General features: G+C 44.4%; 16 protein-coding genes. 8 read left to right on the top strand and 8 right to left on the bottom strand.

Annotated elements, in window-relative coordinates; all coding sequences use genetic code 11:
• Nucleotides 1–2: 2 nt before the first annotated feature.
• From cydB to cysS, 6 genes are all read right to left on the bottom strand, one after another.
• Complete coding sequence (gene cydB, locus VR7878_RS07695; protein WP_077334941.1) at nucleotides 3–1,139, bottom strand: cytochrome d ubiquinol oxidase subunit II; 1,137 nt, start codon at nucleotides 1,137–1,139, stop codon at nucleotides 3–5.
• Nucleotides 1,140–1,154: 15 nt separating this feature from the next.
• Nucleotides 1,155–2,741, bottom strand: coding sequence for a cytochrome ubiquinol oxidase subunit I (cydA, locus tag VR7878_RS07700; protein ID WP_077334943.1), 1,587 nt, complete (start codon nucleotides 2,739–2,741; stop codon nucleotides 1,155–1,157).
• A gap of 456 nt (nucleotides 2,742–3,197) precedes the next feature.
• Nucleotides 3,198–4,202, bottom strand: coding sequence for a Holliday junction branch migration DNA helicase RuvB (gene ruvB / locus VR7878_RS07705; protein ID WP_077334945.1), 1,005 nt, complete (start codon nucleotides 4,200–4,202; stop codon nucleotides 3,198–3,200).
• Nucleotides 4,199–4,816: a Holliday junction branch migration protein RuvA gene (gene ruvA, locus VR7878_RS07710; protein ID WP_077334947.1), complete on the bottom strand. Its 618-nt coding sequence runs from the start codon at nucleotides 4,814–4,816 to the stop codon at nucleotides 4,199–4,201. Before ruvA ends, ruvB begins: the two co-directional genes overlap by 4 nt.
• A gap of 82 nt (nucleotides 4,817–4,898) precedes the next feature.
• Nucleotides 4,899–5,420: a crossover junction endodeoxyribonuclease RuvC gene (ruvC, locus tag VR7878_RS07715; RefSeq protein WP_077334949.1), complete on the bottom strand. Its 522-nt coding sequence runs from the start codon at nucleotides 5,418–5,420 to the stop codon at nucleotides 4,899–4,901.
• Between the two features lie 77 nt (nucleotides 5,421–5,497).
• Nucleotides 5,498–6,883, bottom strand: coding sequence for a cysteine--tRNA ligase (cysS, locus tag VR7878_RS07720; RefSeq protein ID WP_077334951.1), 1,386 nt, complete (start codon nucleotides 6,881–6,883; stop codon nucleotides 5,498–5,500).
• 153 nt (nucleotides 6,884–7,036) lie between these two features.
• Between cysS and VR7878_RS07725 the strand changes: the two genes are divergently transcribed.
• From VR7878_RS07725 to VR7878_RS07735, 3 genes are all read left to right on the top strand, one after another.
• Nucleotides 7,037–7,531: a peptidylprolyl isomerase gene (locus VR7878_RS07725; protein WP_077334954.1), complete on the top strand. Its 495-nt coding sequence runs from the start codon at nucleotides 7,037–7,039 to the stop codon at nucleotides 7,529–7,531.
• A 76-nt stretch (nucleotides 7,532–7,607) separates the two neighbouring features.
• Complete coding sequence (gene lpxH, locus VR7878_RS07730; RefSeq protein ID WP_077334956.1) at nucleotides 7,608–8,339, top strand: UDP-2,3-diacylglucosamine diphosphatase; 732 nt, start codon at nucleotides 7,608–7,610, stop codon at nucleotides 8,337–8,339.
• Between the two features lie 99 nt (nucleotides 8,340–8,438).
• A complete protein-coding gene (locus VR7878_RS07735; RefSeq protein ID WP_077334958.1) occupies nucleotides 8,439–8,846 on the top strand; it encodes a YchJ family protein in 408 nt (135 codons plus the stop codon).
• A gap of 66 nt (nucleotides 8,847–8,912) precedes the next feature.
• Here VR7878_RS07735 and VR7878_RS07740 read toward each other — a convergent pair whose 3' ends face one another.
• The gene (locus VR7878_RS07740) at nucleotides 8,913–9,572 is read right to left on the bottom strand and encodes a YccT family protein (RefSeq protein ID WP_159440442.1); all 660 of its coding nucleotides are present in this window, start codon (nucleotides 9,570–9,572) and stop codon (nucleotides 8,913–8,915) included.
• Between the two features lie 173 nt (nucleotides 9,573–9,745).
• Complete coding sequence (locus VR7878_RS07745) at nucleotides 9,746–10,768, bottom strand: porin (protein WP_077334962.1); 1,023 nt, start codon at nucleotides 10,766–10,768, stop codon at nucleotides 9,746–9,748.
• A gap of 508 nt (nucleotides 10,769–11,276) precedes the next feature.
• Here VR7878_RS07745 and dinG point away from each other — a divergent pair.
• The 5 genes from dinG to xthA all read left to right on the top strand — a co-directional run bounded on the left by dinG (nucleotide 11,277) and on the right by xthA (nucleotide 15,804).
• Nucleotides 11,277–13,358, top strand: coding sequence for an ATP-dependent DNA helicase DinG (gene dinG, locus VR7878_RS07750; RefSeq protein ID WP_077334964.1), 2,082 nt, complete (start codon nucleotides 11,277–11,279; stop codon nucleotides 13,356–13,358).
• Nucleotides 13,359–13,393: 35 nt separating this feature from the next.
• Nucleotides 13,394–14,173 (top strand): sulfite exporter TauE/SafE family protein, encoded by a 780-nt coding sequence (locus VR7878_RS07755; protein WP_077334966.1) that lies wholly within the window; start codon nucleotides 13,394–13,396, stop codon nucleotides 14,171–14,173.
• Nucleotides 14,170–14,727 carry a primosomal replication protein PriC gene (gene priC / locus VR7878_RS07760; RefSeq protein WP_077334968.1) on the top strand — a complete coding sequence of 186 codons (558 nt, stop codon included), beginning with the start codon at nucleotides 14,170–14,172 and terminating at the stop codon, nucleotides 14,725–14,727. Before VR7878_RS07755 ends, priC begins: the two co-directional genes overlap by 4 nt.
• Nucleotides 14,724–14,897 carry a pleiotropic regulatory protein RsmS gene (rsmS, locus tag VR7878_RS07765; protein ID WP_077334970.1) on the top strand — a complete coding sequence of 58 codons (174 nt, stop codon included), beginning with the start codon at nucleotides 14,724–14,726 and terminating at the stop codon, nucleotides 14,895–14,897. Before priC ends, rsmS begins: the two co-directional genes overlap by 4 nt.
• Before the next feature lie 94 nt (nucleotides 14,898–14,991).
• A complete protein-coding gene (xthA, locus tag VR7878_RS07770) occupies nucleotides 14,992–15,804 on the top strand; it encodes an exodeoxyribonuclease III (protein ID WP_077334972.1) in 813 nt (270 codons plus the stop codon).
• Nucleotides 15,805–16,076 lie beyond the last annotated feature (272 nt).

Raw genomic sequence — 16,076 nt, forward strand, 5'->3', positions numbered from 1 at the left:
CGTTAATAAAGTGAATTTTTGTTGTCTTCAACATACTTATTATTGAGACGACCAAACATTTTGTAGTACGTCCAACAAGTATACCCAAGAATAATCGGTACCATCACGAAGGCAATACCTGTCATTAATTGCAGCGTCAATTCACTGGATGTTGAATCCCACATAGTCAGACTATTACTTGGTGCCAAGCTTGAAGGGATGATGAATGGGAACATCGCAAACCCGGCAGTAAAGATAATACCAGCGTTCGTCAAACTCGATGCAATAAATGCGATACCGCCTTTTTCCAGACGAGATGCAATCACAGCAATCAGTGGCATCGCTGTACCAAGAATTGGTGCCAACCATAACAGTGGATATTGATTGAAGTTTGCCATCCACGCACCAGACTCGCGAGCCACTTCTTTATTGAGCGGATTTGATGATGCAAGATGATCCATTGTACTGGTGATCACATAACCATCGATGTGTTGTACCCAGAAACCAGCAGCCACGAAAAGTACAGCCACAAGTACACCACACAGTTGGGCAACGCTACGAGCACGAGTATGAACTGCATCAGAGGTCTTCATTTGTAACCAAGACGCACCTTGAAGCACAATCATCAACACACTGACTAAACCACACACGATACCAAATGGATTGAGTAGTCCGAAGAATGAACCGTGATAGCTTGGCATCAAAAATTCGTTCAATTCAAAAGGAACACCCTGTAACAAATTACCGAATGCAACACCAATGATTAGTGGTGGCACGAATCCGCTGACAGAGATACAGATATCCCAAATGTTACGCCATTTGGTGTCTTCGATTTTTGAACGATAATCTAGTCCCACAGGGCGCAGCCATAATGCAGCCAGAGTTACAATCATCGCAAGGTAGAAACCAGAGAATGATGTTGCATAGACTAAAGGCCACGCGGCAAATAATGCTCCGCCAGCTGTAATTAACCAAACTTGGTTACCATCCCAGTGAGGTGCAATCGAGTTAATCATGACCCGGCGTTCCGTGTCATTTTTCCCGATAATCGGCACCAAGGCACCGACCCCCATATCGAATCCATCTGCAATAGCGAAGCCGACAAACAGCACACCAATCAGGATCCACCAAATAAATCGTAAGATTTCGTAATCCATAATATTCTTCTCCTCGCCTTAAGCTTCTACCTGACGGTTAACTTGATCTGTTGCTGAAGTACCATTTTGTTCAAAATGATAACGGCCAGTTTTCAGACTACTTGGTCCTTTGCGAGCAAATTTCACCATGAGATAAACTTCGGCAACAAGGAACGCTGTATATAATGCAAGAATGGCAAGCAGAGAGATCACCAAATCACTGACACTCAATGCAGAGTTCGCGATATGTACCGGGAGAATTTCACCGACAGCCCATGGTTGACGACCATATTCTGCGACAAACCAACCCGCTTCAACACCAATCCACGGTAGCGGAATACTGAAAAGTGCAGCTTTAAGTACCCAGTTTTTCTGCTCAATTTTCTGACGACAGGTCTGAACAAAAGCAGCAGCGAAAACAATCAGCATGATGACACCACAGGCAACCATGATCCGGAACGACCAGAACAGCGGCCAGACTGTTGGCAGTGAATCATCAGCAGCAGCCTGAATCTGTTCTTCTGACGCATTTGCCACATCATCCGTATAGCGTTTCAGCAACATGCCATAGCCCAGATCAGATTTTACTTCATCGAAGGCATCGCGGTTCATTTCTGAAGTATCCCCGGCACGTAATTTCTGGAGTAACTCATATGCGTACATCCCATTACGAATCCGTTCCAGGTGCTCTTCACGTAAGTCACTTAAGCCTTTGACAGGTGTATCCAGCGAGCGAGTTGCAATAATACCCATGACATAAGGGATCTTAATCGCAAAATCCGTATGCATCGATTCCTGATTCGGGAAACCAAACAGAGTAAATGATGCCGGCGCTTCTTCGGTATGCCATTCCGCTTCAATAGCAGCTAATTTGGCTTTTTGAACGTCACCCAACTCGTAACCAGATTCATCTCCTAACACGATAACGGAAAGAATCGCAGCCATACCAAATGATGCAGCAACGGTAAATGAGCGACGGGCAAAAGCGATATCACGCCCTTTAAGCAGATAATATGCACTCACCCCTAAAACAAACATTGCACCAGTCACGTAACCCGATGCGACAGTGTGAACGAATTTCACCTGTGCAACAGGGTTTAACACAACTTCAGCAAAGCTCACCATTTCCATACGCATGGTTTCGAAGTTAAAGTCGGAGCCAACTGGGTTTTGCATCCAGCCATTGGCGACAAGAATCCAAAGTGCAGAGAAGTTTGAACCTAATGCAACAAGCCATGTTGTCACTAAGTGTTGACGTTTTGAAAGTCGATCCCATCCGAAGAAGAATAAACCGACGAATGTAGATTCAAGGAAGAAAGCGACCAGCGCTTCGATGGCAAGAGGAGCACCAAAAATGTCACCAACGTAGTGCGAGTAATACGACCAGTTTGTACCAAACTGAAATTCCATTGTTAGCCCTGTAGCTACGCCCAGAGCAAAGTTAATCCCGAACAGCTTACCCCAGAATTTTGTCATATCCTTGTAGATTTGCTTATCGGTCATTACATAAAGTGACTCCATGATGGCGAGTAAAAACGTCATCCCTAGAGTCAGAGGAACAAACAGGAAGTGATACATCGCAGTAAGCGCGAACTGCAACCGCGATAGATCAACTATGTCAATCATGATAACTCCTTTGTGTCGGCTGAAAGACACCACTCAGATTAAAGCAACCAAATTTTATCAATTCATACCTGTCAAAAATGCTAGAAAAGCAGAATATTTGTTACATCAACGTGTATTTTTGTTTGAATAAATATTAATCAAGTAAAATACATATTGCCGAAATACTACTTTCAAACGAGTAAGCTTTCAAAGGGTTTATCTGCGGGGCTCGTCTTGATTTAGATCAAGTTTTACACTTGATGAACCGGCAAAAAAACAACAAAATGACCGAGATCAAAATAAGGGAGAATTAATTGATATTTTTTTGTAACAAATAGATTTTGCTCACTCAGCAAACACACAAATAATTAACATTAACATTAAATTTGCAATCTCTTTGCTACCTTATAAATTTTCATAAATGCGATATTTATCACACAACAAAACAAGTATATCTATCTAATGGTAAGCGAAAAATTATTTTTCGAATCCGAAATGCAAATAAGCTCGTTCTGTCGCAATCCGGCCTCTGGGCGTTCGCTGCAAATACCCTTGCTGAATCAGATAAGGCTCCAAAACATCTTCTATTGTATCTTTTTCTTCACCGATTGCAGCTGCCAGATTATCTAAACCGACGGGGCCCCCGGAAAACTTGTCAATAATTGTAAGCAGTAGCTTACGATCCATAAAATCGAAGCCCCTGACATCAACATCAAGCATATTTAAGGCGTTATCTGCCGTATCAGCACATATATTACCGTCCCCTTTCACTTCAGCATAGTCTCTGACACGCCGCAATAGTCGGTTAGCAATTCGGGGGGTTCCCCGGGAACGACGGGCAACTTCCAGCGCCCCTTCCGGCTCAATCGACAGAGACAAGCATTCTGCACTTCTCTGGACAATGTTTTGCAAATCACCAACCTGATAATACTCAAGCCGCTGTACAATACCAAAGCGGTCACGTAGTGGCGAAGTCAAAGAACCGGCTCGCGTGGTTGCACCGATGAGGGTAAAAGGCGGCAAATCGATTTTAATTGAGCGGGCAGCAGGCCCCTCTCCAATCATAATATCGAGTTGATAATCTTCCATTGCCGGATAAAGCACCTCTTCAACCACAGGGCTCAAACGATGAATCTCATCAATAAACAGCACATCGTTTTCTTCAAGATTGGTTAACAAAGCTGCCAAATCACCGGCTTTTTCTAACACAGGCCCTGATGTTGTTCTGATATTTACACCCATTTCATTGGCGACGATATTCGCTAATGTGGTCTTTCCTAAACCGGGCGGACCGAAGATGAGGAGATGATCTAAAGCTTCATGACGACGCTGAGCAGCCTGAATAAAAATTTCCATCTGGTTACGCACATGATCCTGCCCCTGATAATCGGCCAAAAGTTTTGGCCGTATCGCACGATCAACTAATTCATCATCTTTAAACGGTGTGCTTACCGGCGTTACAAAACGATCCGCTTCAATCATACCATCGCTCTCAATGCTTCTTTAATCAGCGTCTCACTACTCATACCCGGCTGGGCAATCTGAGCAACAATTTTCGAAGCTTGCTGAGGTTTATAGCCAAGCGTTAACAAGGCACTCACGGCTTCTTCTTCTGCATGGCTGGCGGTATTCTGCGGGCGAATTGGTGCGGAGTCTTGAACTAATTCAAACTCATCAATTTCTGAAGTCGGGAAAGATGCGAGGCGATCTTTCATTTCAACCACCAAACGTTCCGCAGTTTTTTTACCAACTCCCGGTAACTTAACCAGCATTGAAACATCTTCGCGTTTGACACATTCAACAAACTGACTGGCCGTCATTCCGGATAAAATAGCCAGACCCAATTTTGGACCGACACCATTTGCTTTAATGACCGCTCTGAATAATGCGCGTTCAGCTTTGCTGTTAAATCCATACAAAAGCTGCGCGTCTTCCCGAACCACAAAATGTGTGTAAATGACGGCTTCTTGTTCTACTTCGGGTAATTCATAAAAGCAACTCATTGGCATCTGAACTTCATAGCCCACACCACCGACCTCAATCAAAATTTCTGGTGGCTGCTTTTCCAGCAGAATGCCTCTAAGACGTCCAATCACGATTTTTCCTTTTCACAATGTTGATTCTGATTGATCATAATCAATAACTGGATAAATAGCCAGTAATCGGTCATCGCAAATTTTAGCGATAGCGCCCTCGCCGAGACCCTATCGCCTGCCCGGCCAGCGCAACCAATGTTTTATTGGTGTTCGCGTGACAGATGGCAACGCCAAGCGCATCAGCAGCATCGGCCTGCGGTTTGGACGGTAACTTCAGCATTTGCTGAACCATATGCTGAACCTGAGTTTTATCTGCACCTCCGGTTCCGACAACAGCTTGCTTAATTAAGCGTGCAGCATATTCATAAACCGGTAGATCGGCATTCACTGCTGCAACAATTGCGCATCCCCGGGCTTGCCCGAGTTTCAATGCTGAATCCGCATTCTTCGCCATAAACACCTGTTCTATTGCAAAGACATCCGGTTGAAATTGCATAATCACTTCTGAAACCCCGGCATATATTTGCTTCAAACGTCCCGGTAATGCTTTCTCTGTGGTTTTAATACAACCGCTGCCAAGGTAAGTCAGTATTCTTCCCTGCTGGCGAACAACCCCGTAACCAGTGACTCGAGAGCCCGGATCAATTCCTAAAATGATCGACATATCTATTGTATTGCCTTCAGTCGAATGAACAAAAAGGGCTTATCCATGGTGTAAGCCCTTTCAAAACCGTGCCGCAATTATTTACGCCGCCAGGTTGTGCCACCAGACCCGTCTTCGAGAATAATCCCCATGGCTGTCAGTCGATCCCGAGCAAGATCAGCATTCGCCCAATCTTTCGCAGCTCGCGCATCGTTACGCATTTTGATCAGCGACTCGATTTCAGCCACTTCATCTGCTGAGCCCCCCTCACCTTGCAAGAAACTTTCCGGCGTTTGAGACAAAATCCCGATGACACTGGCTAACTCTCGCATACGAACTGCAAGCTGACTGGCTTGCTGCAATTGCTCTTCCTGCTTGAGTCGATTGATCTCTCGCGCCATGTCAAACAATACGGAATAGGCTTCCGGTGTATTGAAATCGTCATTCATAGCAGCTTCAAAACGAGTTACGAATTCCTCTCCGCCAGATGCTTTAACGCTCAGGTCAAGCCCGCGCAATGCGGTGTAGAAGCGCTCCAGAGCTGACCGCGCCTGATTGAGATTCTCTTCACTGTAATTCAATTGACTACGATAATGACCGGACATCAGAAAATAGCGCACCGTTTCTGGATCATAGTGAGCCAGCACATCCCGGATCGTAAAGAAGTTCCCCAGTGATTTAGACATTTTCTCTTTATCGACCATCACCATACCACTGTGCATCCATGTATTCACATAGGCCGTATCATACGCACAGCAGGACTGGGCAATCTCATTTTCATGGTGGGGAAATTGCAAATCAGAACCACCACCATGAATATCAAAATGCGTGCCTAAAATCGAAGAGTTCATCGCTGAACACTCAATATGCCAGCCCGGACGACCTTCACCCCACGGTGATTCCCACTTGGGTTCACCCGGCTTAGACATTTTCCATAGTACGAAATCAAGCGGGCTGCGTTTCGCCATCTCGACATCAACCCGGGCTCCGGCCTGAAGCTGTGCCAAATCTTGTCGGGAAAGCTTGCCATAGTCATCGAAGCGACTAACCTCAAACATCACATCGCCGTTCTCTGCAACATAGGCAAAACCTTTATCGATCAATCGCTGTACTAAGGCGATAATTTCATCAATATATGCAGTTGCGCGCGGCTCCACATCGGGACGTAAAATATTTAATGCATCGAAATCCGCATACATATCCTGAATCAAACGCTCTGTCAGCACGTCACACGACTCACCATTTTCCGCGGCACGATGAATGATCTTGTCATCGATGTCGGTAATATTTCTGACCAAAGTTAAATCGTATCCCAAGTAGCGTAAATAGCGGGCAACGACATCGAATGACACAAACGTCCTTCCGTGACCAATATGGCAGAGATCATATATAGTGACGCCACAGACATACATGCCGATTTTTCCGGCGTTAATGGGCTTGAATTGCTCTTTTTGTCTGGTAAGTGTGTTATATATTTGTAACATGATCTCTATCTAAGTTGTCGTAATTTACTGAATAATCCGATTATAACAATGCTCTTGTCTATAGGTCATCCTATTCTTTTACAGAACATTTGAATGTCACCGAAACTACGTTAGAATCACGGTTTCCTGTACAAAAATAGAAAGGTAATCGTGATGATCACCCTGCATACAAACTTCGGCGATATCAAAATTCAGCTTCATGAAGACAAAGCTCCTGAAACCTGTGCAAATTTCCTCCAATATTGTCGTGAAAATTTCTATGACAATACCCTGTTCCACCGTGTGATTGATGGTTTCATGATTCAGGGTGGCGGCATGGCTTCCGGGATGAAAGAAAAAGCCACCAAAACACCGATTAAAAACGAAGCCAATAATGGCCTGAGTAATAAAATCGGAACGCTTGCGATGGCCAGAACTATGGAACCTCATTCAGCAAGTTCTCAATTCTTCATTAACGTCAATGACAATACCTTCCTTGATTTCCGCTCGGAAAGTCTTGACGGATGGGGATACTGTGTATTTGCTGAAGTCGTTGATGGTATGGACGTTGTCAACCAGATTAAGGGAGTCAGCACTGGCTCACATGGTATGCACCAGGATGTACCTCTGGAAGAAGTTCTGATTACCGGTACAACCATCGAAGAGTAATCTACGAAAGATATAATCTGATTGGTGCAGATAATGATGTGCTGCACCAATCTCCTTCCCCCCGACAAGCGAATTTATGCATACACTTTTTATTTCTGATCTCCATTTAACCCCAACTCGTCCGGACTTAACGGCTGCCTTTCAACATCTGATGCAACATCGGGCACCACAAGCAGACGCACTTTATATTCTTGGCGACCTATTCGATTTTTGGATCGGAGATGATGACCCGGGTGAATTTGCACAAACGATCAAAGCGACCTTCAAGCATCTGACATCTTCTGGAACCCCTTGTTATTTTGTGCAAGGAAATCGGGATTTTTTGGTTGGGAAACGCTTTGCCCGAGAAACTGGTGTCCAGTTACTTGCCGAGAAAACACGCATCGATCTTTACGGCAAACCTATCGTCATTATGCATGGTGACACATTATGTCTGGAAGATGTTCGTTATCTCCAATTCAGAAAGAAAGTTCATCAGCCTTGGCTACAATGGATTTATTATCGGCTACCATTTTCCATGAAACAACGCATCGTGAGTAAAGTAAAGCAGGATGTCAGGATGGATAAGCAATCGAAGTCGATTGCAATTATGGATGTCACTCAAGCAGAAGTGGAACGCGTGATGAGTGAATATCAAGTGGATATGATGATTCACGGCCATACACATCGCCCTGATATTCACCATTTTCATCTTGATGGCCTTGAAAAAACACGAATTGTTTTAGGGGATTGGGACCATGAAATATCAGTACTTGAATACCATCAGGATGCCAGTTACCGTCTGCTTCATCAGCCGGTTTCACAATAAAGCGATGGATGTCGAACCGATGGCTTTCGATCAACGAACAAGTAATAGCGTGGTTCTGTTTTAATTACACATTCACCCAGCATAATCTCAAGTAATATCATGAAGAAATGTCCGTGTGGCTCTCAGCGCCACTATAAAAATTGCTGTCAACCCATACATCGTTCTCCCGAGGCGGCTAAAGTACCGGCTCAACTGATGCGGGCGCGTTACAGCGCTTACGTACTCGGATTGGTTGACTTTATTGTAGCAACATATCACCCGAGCTGTCAGGCGGAAAATGATCGGCAAGAAATCGAGCAAGGGACACAAACTCACTGGACCAAACTTGCTGTTCTTGGGGCAGAAGATGGTCATCATACCGATGAGGGGTTTGTCAGTTTCAAAGCCTACTTCGAGCAAAACGGTGAGAGTTATTCTCTGCAGGAACGCTCTCGTTTTATCCGGGAAAATGGCCGCTGGTATTACATCGACGGCGAATTTACTGATAACGATTCATCCTTCATGTAAGAATAAAAAAACCACCGGATCAGCGGTGGTTTTTTTTATTCTTAATATGTTCCCGATTAACGGCGATTACTGACCGGCAATCCACGCCTTAATCTTCTGCTGCTGAGCAGGAGAAGCATTATTATAAAGCAGTTGAATAGTCTGAATCAGTGTATCGTCGCCCTTGGGTGGCGTGATTCTTTGCGCAGCGATATTAGGGGTCGTTACAGCCGCTTGTTGAGCCGGGGCGAACTCATTCCCTTGCTCAGCATTATGTCTCGCAACCGCTCTCTCAATATCATTAAATGGCATGACACCGTTGCCGGTTAATGGCTCATAATGCACCGATTTGACATTGCCGTGCTGATCCTGCACTTTCCAGTCAGCACCACGACGAAAATAACCTTCGGCCTGTGTATAACTGTTCAGACGCGGCGCTAAAATCTTAATGCTGTCATCTTGCTTCAGGTCAATGGTAAATACATCCGGGGCCGTTGAATAAATCACATCACGCTGCCCTTTTCTGACATCACCATAATAGCGGAACACCACCTGATGTCGGCCAGCCTGAACTTCCAGCATATCCGGATGAGCAAAATTCTCATCATTGACTTCCACCCCATCTAACGCCAAGATTTCAACGTTACTCTGGCTGGAAATTGTTGCGGCATAACTCGGTGCAGAAAGGCCAAATATTGAGATACCCATCAGGGCTGCAGGCCCCAACACTTTTTTCCATAACAACATGGTTGATTCTTTCCTTTCACTGAACTCTGAAAAACACATTCTAATGGATCGGCCAGCAGATGAATACGGCTGAGAAACCGAATGATGACTGGCTCGACATAATCATTCTCTGTTTATAAAAAAACCGCCTCAGTGAGGCGGTTTTTACTAGCAAGTATTCGAATCAGCAATGATTAGAATTTAACTTCCATACCCAGTGTGTAAGCGGGGTTGTAGTCAGTTGAAGTGCTGTCGTCATAGAAACCAATTTCCGCATAAGTGCGAACGTTAGCATTCATTTTATACACAACAACACCGTAGATATTGTCGCCATCTACATTTGATACATCATCGTCGTTATGAACATAACCTAGAGAGAAAGTGGTTTTGTCCATAGTATATGAGCCGTAGATTTCGAAAATATCGATATCAGATAAATTTGTAGAACCAGAATCGATATCACGGTTACCATATGAAGCACCAACTTCATACATATCAGCAGAGTAAACAACTTCTAAGTTATACGCATCTTCATCAGCAACTACATTATTGCCAGCGGTAGCACCGTTTTTGATTTTATCAACAATAACATTATCGCCAGAATAGATATACAGACGAGCATCAAAACCGTTCATACGGAAACCGATACGACCATCTGTAGATGTTTCATCTTTTACGTTGTTTCTTACATCAGTAGCATCAGAACTATAAGTTTGTGACTCATCTAAATCGTGAGAGATGCCGAAGTAGAATGTACCGTTGTCGTAGACATACTTGATCACATCGCTTGCGCTAGTTTCATTCTGACCGTACTGTTTCTTGCCGACTTCGAAATCAACACCGATACCAGCGTCATCAGCAATCAGATATTGACGACCATAAGTGATTGTACCGTAATCAGCATACGCAAAACCGACATAAGAACCATCAGTCTGAACGTTGCCTTTCGCACCAGAATCATTATCTTCGAAAGTGAAGTCCAAGCCAACAATGGCATTCAGACCTTCAGCTACTTCGATTGTACCGTGAGTATTCAATTGCATGTCATCGATACGCAGCTTAGTTGATACATCAGTACCATCAGCTTCGTAGTCTTGGAACAATTGAACTTCACCTGCACCAGATACTGTTACTGCAACACCATCTTGGTTGTAGATTTCAGCCGCGCTAGCAGAACCTGCTGCTAGAACCGCAAGAGCGATTAGAGTCTTTTTCATAATTAATCCACTGCCTTTTCTTAGATTAGGAATTCCTTATCTGGATTCCTTTTGTTTTTTGATGGTAACCAAGACATCAAGTCCTCGTCACCGCCATTTCAATTACGGAGATTAGATTGCAAAAGAATAGCTTACGTGTCAAATATTCTAAAGCGATAAAATAAAATTAAATAAATACTTATAAAACAATAATTTAAGTAACATTATTCTCAACAATGCATAGTTTGTAACCATTTTTATAAATCAATTTGAATTCTATTTTTTATTAAAAAATCAGGATAAAATCCTGAACAGCAATCAAAAAAATATCAATTTTGGTATTTTATAAAAATTTCTGACTAACTGAAGGGCTTTATATTTTTCATGTACTGAATTTATTTTAAGTTCCTGACGACGCAAATTTTTTGTGAACAAGATCCCCATTTAGAACAAAAAAATCACATCTAAAGGAACTTCTCCTGTTTTCCGTATGTGTTAGTATGTCCGCCTCACCCCATCAGGTTACATTATGATTACACCCAGAATTCAAAAATCGATCCGTCAGAGTTATCAAAACCTACAGGCTCAGATGGAAAATTTTACCCCGCGACGCGGACAAAATTATCTGGTTGCTGAAATTGCCAAAACATTATGCGGCACCTATCATGCGAAAAATCGACTACTGGTTGCTGAAGCCGGAACAGGAATTGGTAAATCACTTTCTTACCTGATGGGAGCAGTACCGGTTGCCGTGCTGAACAATAAAAAACTGATTATTGCGACAGCAACCGTGGCTCTACAGGAACAGTTACTTCATAAAGATTTACCCCTATATCGCCGCCTGACCGATTTAGACTTTCAGTTTCGCATTGCCAAGGGGCGGCAACGTTACTGCTGTGCTGAAAAACTGGCTGCAATTTGTGAACCGGAGGCCTCATCAGGACAAGTGGCACTATTTGAAAGCCCACCGACTGAGCAAGATATTTCGCTCTACAAAGATCTCTACTCACAATGGGCTACTGGTAAGTGGGATGGAGATCGGGATAGTTGGCCGACACCGATCGATGACTCAATGTGGCTTCAAATCGTCAGCGACAAGCATAGCTGTAATTCAGCTTTTGCAGTTCATCATCACTGCCCGTTTCAAAAAGCGCGCGCGAGTTTAGAACAAGCCGATGTCATTATTGCTAACCATAGCCTGGTGATGGCTGACGCTGATCTGGGCGGTGGTATTATTCTGCCTGAGCCGGAAAACAGCATTTATATTTTTGATGAGGCTCACCATTTACCACAGGTTGCCCGCGACCATGCTGCCGCATCATCGACTCTAAAAAGTACTGCATCCTGGCTGGAAAAATTCCACCAATCATTGGCTCAATGGGTATCGCTCACTGATGAAAGTCGGGTCACTCGCTTTAAAGAGGAAATTGCCAGTGCGATTCAAGTTTTAATTCCCACATTAACCCAGTTGAGCCGGCAATTTACACCTGAGCAATGTCAGGACGGTGTGCTCCGTTTCGAACACGGAGAACTCCCGGAATGGTTACTGACAGAATCCAAAGCTTTGAAACAGGCATCCGTCAAAATTTGTCAGGCAACTGCGAAAGTCGCAGATTTACTCACCGAGCGGTTGCAAGAGGGCCAGATCAGCAATCGTATCGCAAGCCCGGTGTTGGCTGAGTTAGGGGTAAGTTTACAACGTTTGGATAGTATGGCGCAGGTCTGGACACTAATGGCCGAGCCACCGCGAGAGTACGGTGCTCCGATGGCGCGCTGGATTACAGCATCAGAAGCGCAGCCCGGAGATTACACCGTGCATGTTTCTCCGATAGAAATCGGCTGGAAGCTGGATCAACAGTTCTGGAGCCGCTGTTATGGTGCGGTGATGGTCTCAGCCACCCTTCGGGCCTTAAATTCATTCACTTTTTTCTGTCATCAAAGCGGTATCAGTGCCCAACCAGATGAGGGAACCCAGTTTATTGCGCTGGCGTCACCATTTGATTACCCACGTCAGGGAGAATTATATATTCCCCGAGTCAGTCAGGAGCCACAGTCGCCCCATTATACTCAGGCTCTGATTGAGCAGATACCCACGTTGATTCGTGAGAGACAAGCGACACTGGTTCTGTTCTCTTCCTACTGGCAAATGAATCAGGTTGCCGAAGCACTTAAGTCCGACTTTAAAAAGCGTGGCTGGCTGCTACAAATTCAAGGTAAGAAATCGCGTACAGAAATTCTAAAAACGCATCGTTTTACTGTAGAACATCAGGGTACTGCCGTCATTTTTGGTACAGGCAGCTTTTCAGAAGGATTAGACCTCCCCGGCCGACAGTTAGAAAATGTCATTATTACCAAGATCCCATTTTCTGTACCGACCTCACCGATTGAACAGGCTCATGCAGAATACATTCTCTCAAAAGGCGGGAACCCGTTTATGCAAATCACCGTACCGGAAGCCAGTCGAAAATTAATCCAATGTGTGGGAAGACTACTGCGTAACGAGGAAGATTCTGGTAGAGTGGTTGTTCTTGATCGTCGTGTTGTCACTAAACAGTACGGCAAAGCATTGCTTGATGCTCTCCCTCCGTTTAAACGTATCATCGAATCATAAACGTTGATGAAAAAATAAGAAGGCCAATCAAATTAATGGATTTTCTGGAGCCGACGCTTTTAATTGTCTTGGCAATGGTTGCTTTTATTGCCGGGTTTATTGATGGCATTGCCGGTGGCGGTGGTATGTTGACAGTCCCCGCATTATTATCTTTAGGGCTACCGCCTCATGTTGCTTTGGGTACCAACAAGGTTGCAGCGACTTTCGCGACATCAACGGCAGCCTTTACCTATTACCGCAAAAAGATGTTCCGCCCTTCACTCTGGAAACATGTTTTCGTTTCAACATTTGTCGGTGCCATTATCGGAACGCTCATCGTTGATTTCATCAGCACCGCATTACTGGATAAAGTGCTCCCTATTATTATTCTGGCAACAGCCCTGTATACGATTTTTTATCATCCGCAGCATGGTAAGTTGCACGCTGACCCGGACATTCCTTTACAAAGTAAACTCAAACAGATTCCGCAAGGTTTAAGTCTCGGCTTCTATGACGGGATTGCCGGCCCCGGTGTCGGTGCATTTTGGGTTGTATCTTCGATGGCACTTTACCGGCTCAACATTTTATTTGCTTCCGGTCTCGCCAAAGCCATGAATTTGACCAGCAACGTGACATCACTGGTGACATTTGCAATTTTAGGTCATATTAATTGGGTACTCGGGCTGACAATGGGTGTTTGTCTGATGGCAGGCGCTTATGTCGGTGCCCATTCTGCGATTCGTTTCGGAACATCCTTTATTCGGCCGGTTTTTATTCTGGTTGTCAGTATCCTTGCGATCCGGCTGGGATACTATGCATGGTTTGATACATTATGATTGATCTGTCTCGTCTACATGACCTGATTTTTTCTTTAGAGCAGCAAGCAAGCCAGCTTGATGAGCAGCGTGGAGAACAGCATTATCCGCTGTTTGACCCGCAGTTGTTTCGCTGCAAATCTCATTTACTGGTGCCTTGTATTACGGAACTGAAAAATACATATCATGAAATTGTACAAAGTCAGGAACATCAACGTCTCACGACAACCCAGGCCACTTACCTGACCGAACGGCTCCTCAATCAATTGAATGCAATTCAACGAGAAATAGCGACCGTTGAGCTGAGGAAAAAAGAGCGTCACGGTTTGCCTCGTGAAACATCCATCAGCTCTCTTTATCAACAATTAGCCCAACATCAGGACTGGGAAAGACGTTTACAAAGCATGATCTTTGAGCAAGAACAACAACTTGAAATCAAACCGATGCACTCAGCAGAGAAAAAGTCCTGTCAGCAGGCTATTCTGACACTGGAACAACGTTTGATCCGCTGCCAGCAGTCCAGACAGCGGATTGAGAATAAAATTACCGCCAGAGAGAGAAAAGGCTTCCAATGAATGAGCAACATCATCCCCCTTTAGAGCAGGCACCAGAACCCGTACAGCTTGCAGTCGACTTAATTTATCTGCTTGAATCTAATGCAATTGACCCAGCCGTTGCACTGGAAGCAATTCAGATGGTGGCCGCAGACCTCAAAAATAAATTAAATGCTTCAACCGAAGCATGACACCGTAATTTCTTTCAGATTCTCAGTACACCGCTTGCAGATAAACAACAGACTGTTAACATCGTTCGTTCAGTAGAATTCAAGGATATTTATCATGAAATTGGTTAGTTTTAATATCAATGGACTCAGAGCGCGTCTGCATCAGCTACAGGCGCTGATCGACAAGCATCAGCCTGATATTATTGGTCTTCAGGAAACGAAAGTTCACGACGAAGTATTTCCACTGGCTGATCTGGAAAACATGGGATATCAGGTTTTCTATTATGGTCAAAAAGCCCACTATGGTGTGGCCTTACTCTGCAAACAAACGCCCGTTTCAGTACAATATGGATTCCCCGGTGATACGCCTGAACATCAAAAACGGATGATCATGGCAACATTTCAGACTCAAAGTGGCAAGCCTTTTACAGTCCTTAATGGTTACTTTCCTCAGGGGGATAATATCGCCCATGAAACAAAATTTCCTTACAAACGACAATTCTATCAGGATCTGATGAGTTACCTGTCTGACAATCACCAGCCGGATGATCACCTTGTTGTGATGGGGGACGTCAACATTAGCCCGATCGATCTGGATATCGGTATCGGTGAAGTCAACCGAAAACGCTGGCTCAAGACCGGCAAATGTTCGTTCCAGCCAGAAGAACGAGAATGGTTTGCTACCCTGCTTAACTGGGGATTAGTTGATACCTTCCGTTACCTCCATCCTGATGCAACGGAACAATATTCATGGTTTGATTATCGCTCTCGCGGATTTGATGATAATCGGGGGCTCAGAATCGATGTCATCCTCGCCACAGCAGCGCTCTCTCAGCAATGTCAGGAAGCTGGTATTGATTATCAATTGAGAGGCATTGAAAAACCGTCAGATCACGCACCAATCTGGAGCACTTTTGATCTCCGGTAATCGCCGCACGATACGCCGGATTAAACGGCCTCATTTGCGAGTAATGCCGATCAGTTAAGAAATTTTCGAGATCATTTGACCGATCTTTAAAAGGCTTCAAAATCCGATATTCGTTATCTGATATCGGATTTTCTTTATGCGTTTTGAAAGCGAATTAGCCACAGCCTTTAAGTCCTGTAACACCTTCCATACTTTTGAAAAATATGCCGAGTTGCTATCGCCAGAGCTTATTCAGCAAGGCTTCAAACAAGCTGGAGTCGCAACGTTGAGAA

The organism is Vibrio ruber DSM 16370 (assembly GCF_900163965.1).
In the GTDB taxonomy this organism is placed as follows: Bacteria; Pseudomonadota; Gammaproteobacteria; order Enterobacterales; family Vibrionaceae; genus Vibrio; species Vibrio ruber.

Coding starts and splice junctions, on each gene's coding strand:
- VR7878_RS07735 (WP_077334958.1), top strand. CDS start 8,439: ATGAAGAAATGTCCGTGTGGCTCTCAGCGCCACTATAAAAATTGCTGT.
- VR7878_RS07745 (WP_077334962.1), bottom strand. CDS start 10,768: ATGAAAAAGACTCTAATCGCTCTTGCGGTTCTAGCAGCAGGTTCTGCT.
- priC (WP_077334968.1), top strand. CDS start 14,170: ATGATTGATCTGTCTCGTCTACATGACCTGATTTTTTCTTTAGAGCAG.
- ruvC (WP_077334949.1), bottom strand. CDS start 5,420: ATGTCGATCATTTTAGGAATTGATCCGGGCTCTCGAGTCACTGGTTAC.
- VR7878_RS07755 (WP_077334966.1), top strand. CDS start 13,394: ATGGATTTTCTGGAGCCGACGCTTTTAATTGTCTTGGCAATGGTTGCT.
- dinG (WP_077334964.1), top strand. CDS start 11,277: ATGATTACACCCAGAATTCAAAAATCGATCCGTCAGAGTTATCAAAAC.
- ruvB (WP_077334945.1), bottom strand. CDS start 4,202: ATGATTGAAGCGGATCGTTTTGTAACGCCGGTAAGCACACCGTTTAAA.
- VR7878_RS07740 (WP_159440442.1), bottom strand. CDS start 9,572: ATGTTGTTATGGAAAAAAGTGTTGGGGCCTGCAGCCCTGATGGGTATC.
- VR7878_RS07725 (WP_077334954.1), top strand. CDS start 7,037: ATGATCACCCTGCATACAAACTTCGGCGATATCAAAATTCAGCTTCAT.
- xthA (WP_077334972.1), top strand. CDS start 14,992: ATGAAATTGGTTAGTTTTAATATCAATGGACTCAGAGCGCGTCTGCAT.
- cydA (WP_077334943.1), bottom strand. CDS start 2,741: ATGATTGACATAGTTGATCTATCGCGGTTGCAGTTCGCGCTTACTGCG.
- cysS (WP_077334951.1), bottom strand. CDS start 6,883: ATGTTACAAATATATAACACACTTACCAGACAAAAAGAGCAATTCAAG.
- lpxH (WP_077334956.1), top strand. CDS start 7,608: ATGCATACACTTTTTATTTCTGATCTCCATTTAACCCCAACTCGTCCG.
- rsmS (WP_077334970.1), top strand. CDS start 14,724: ATGAATGAGCAACATCATCCCCCTTTAGAGCAGGCACCAGAACCCGTA.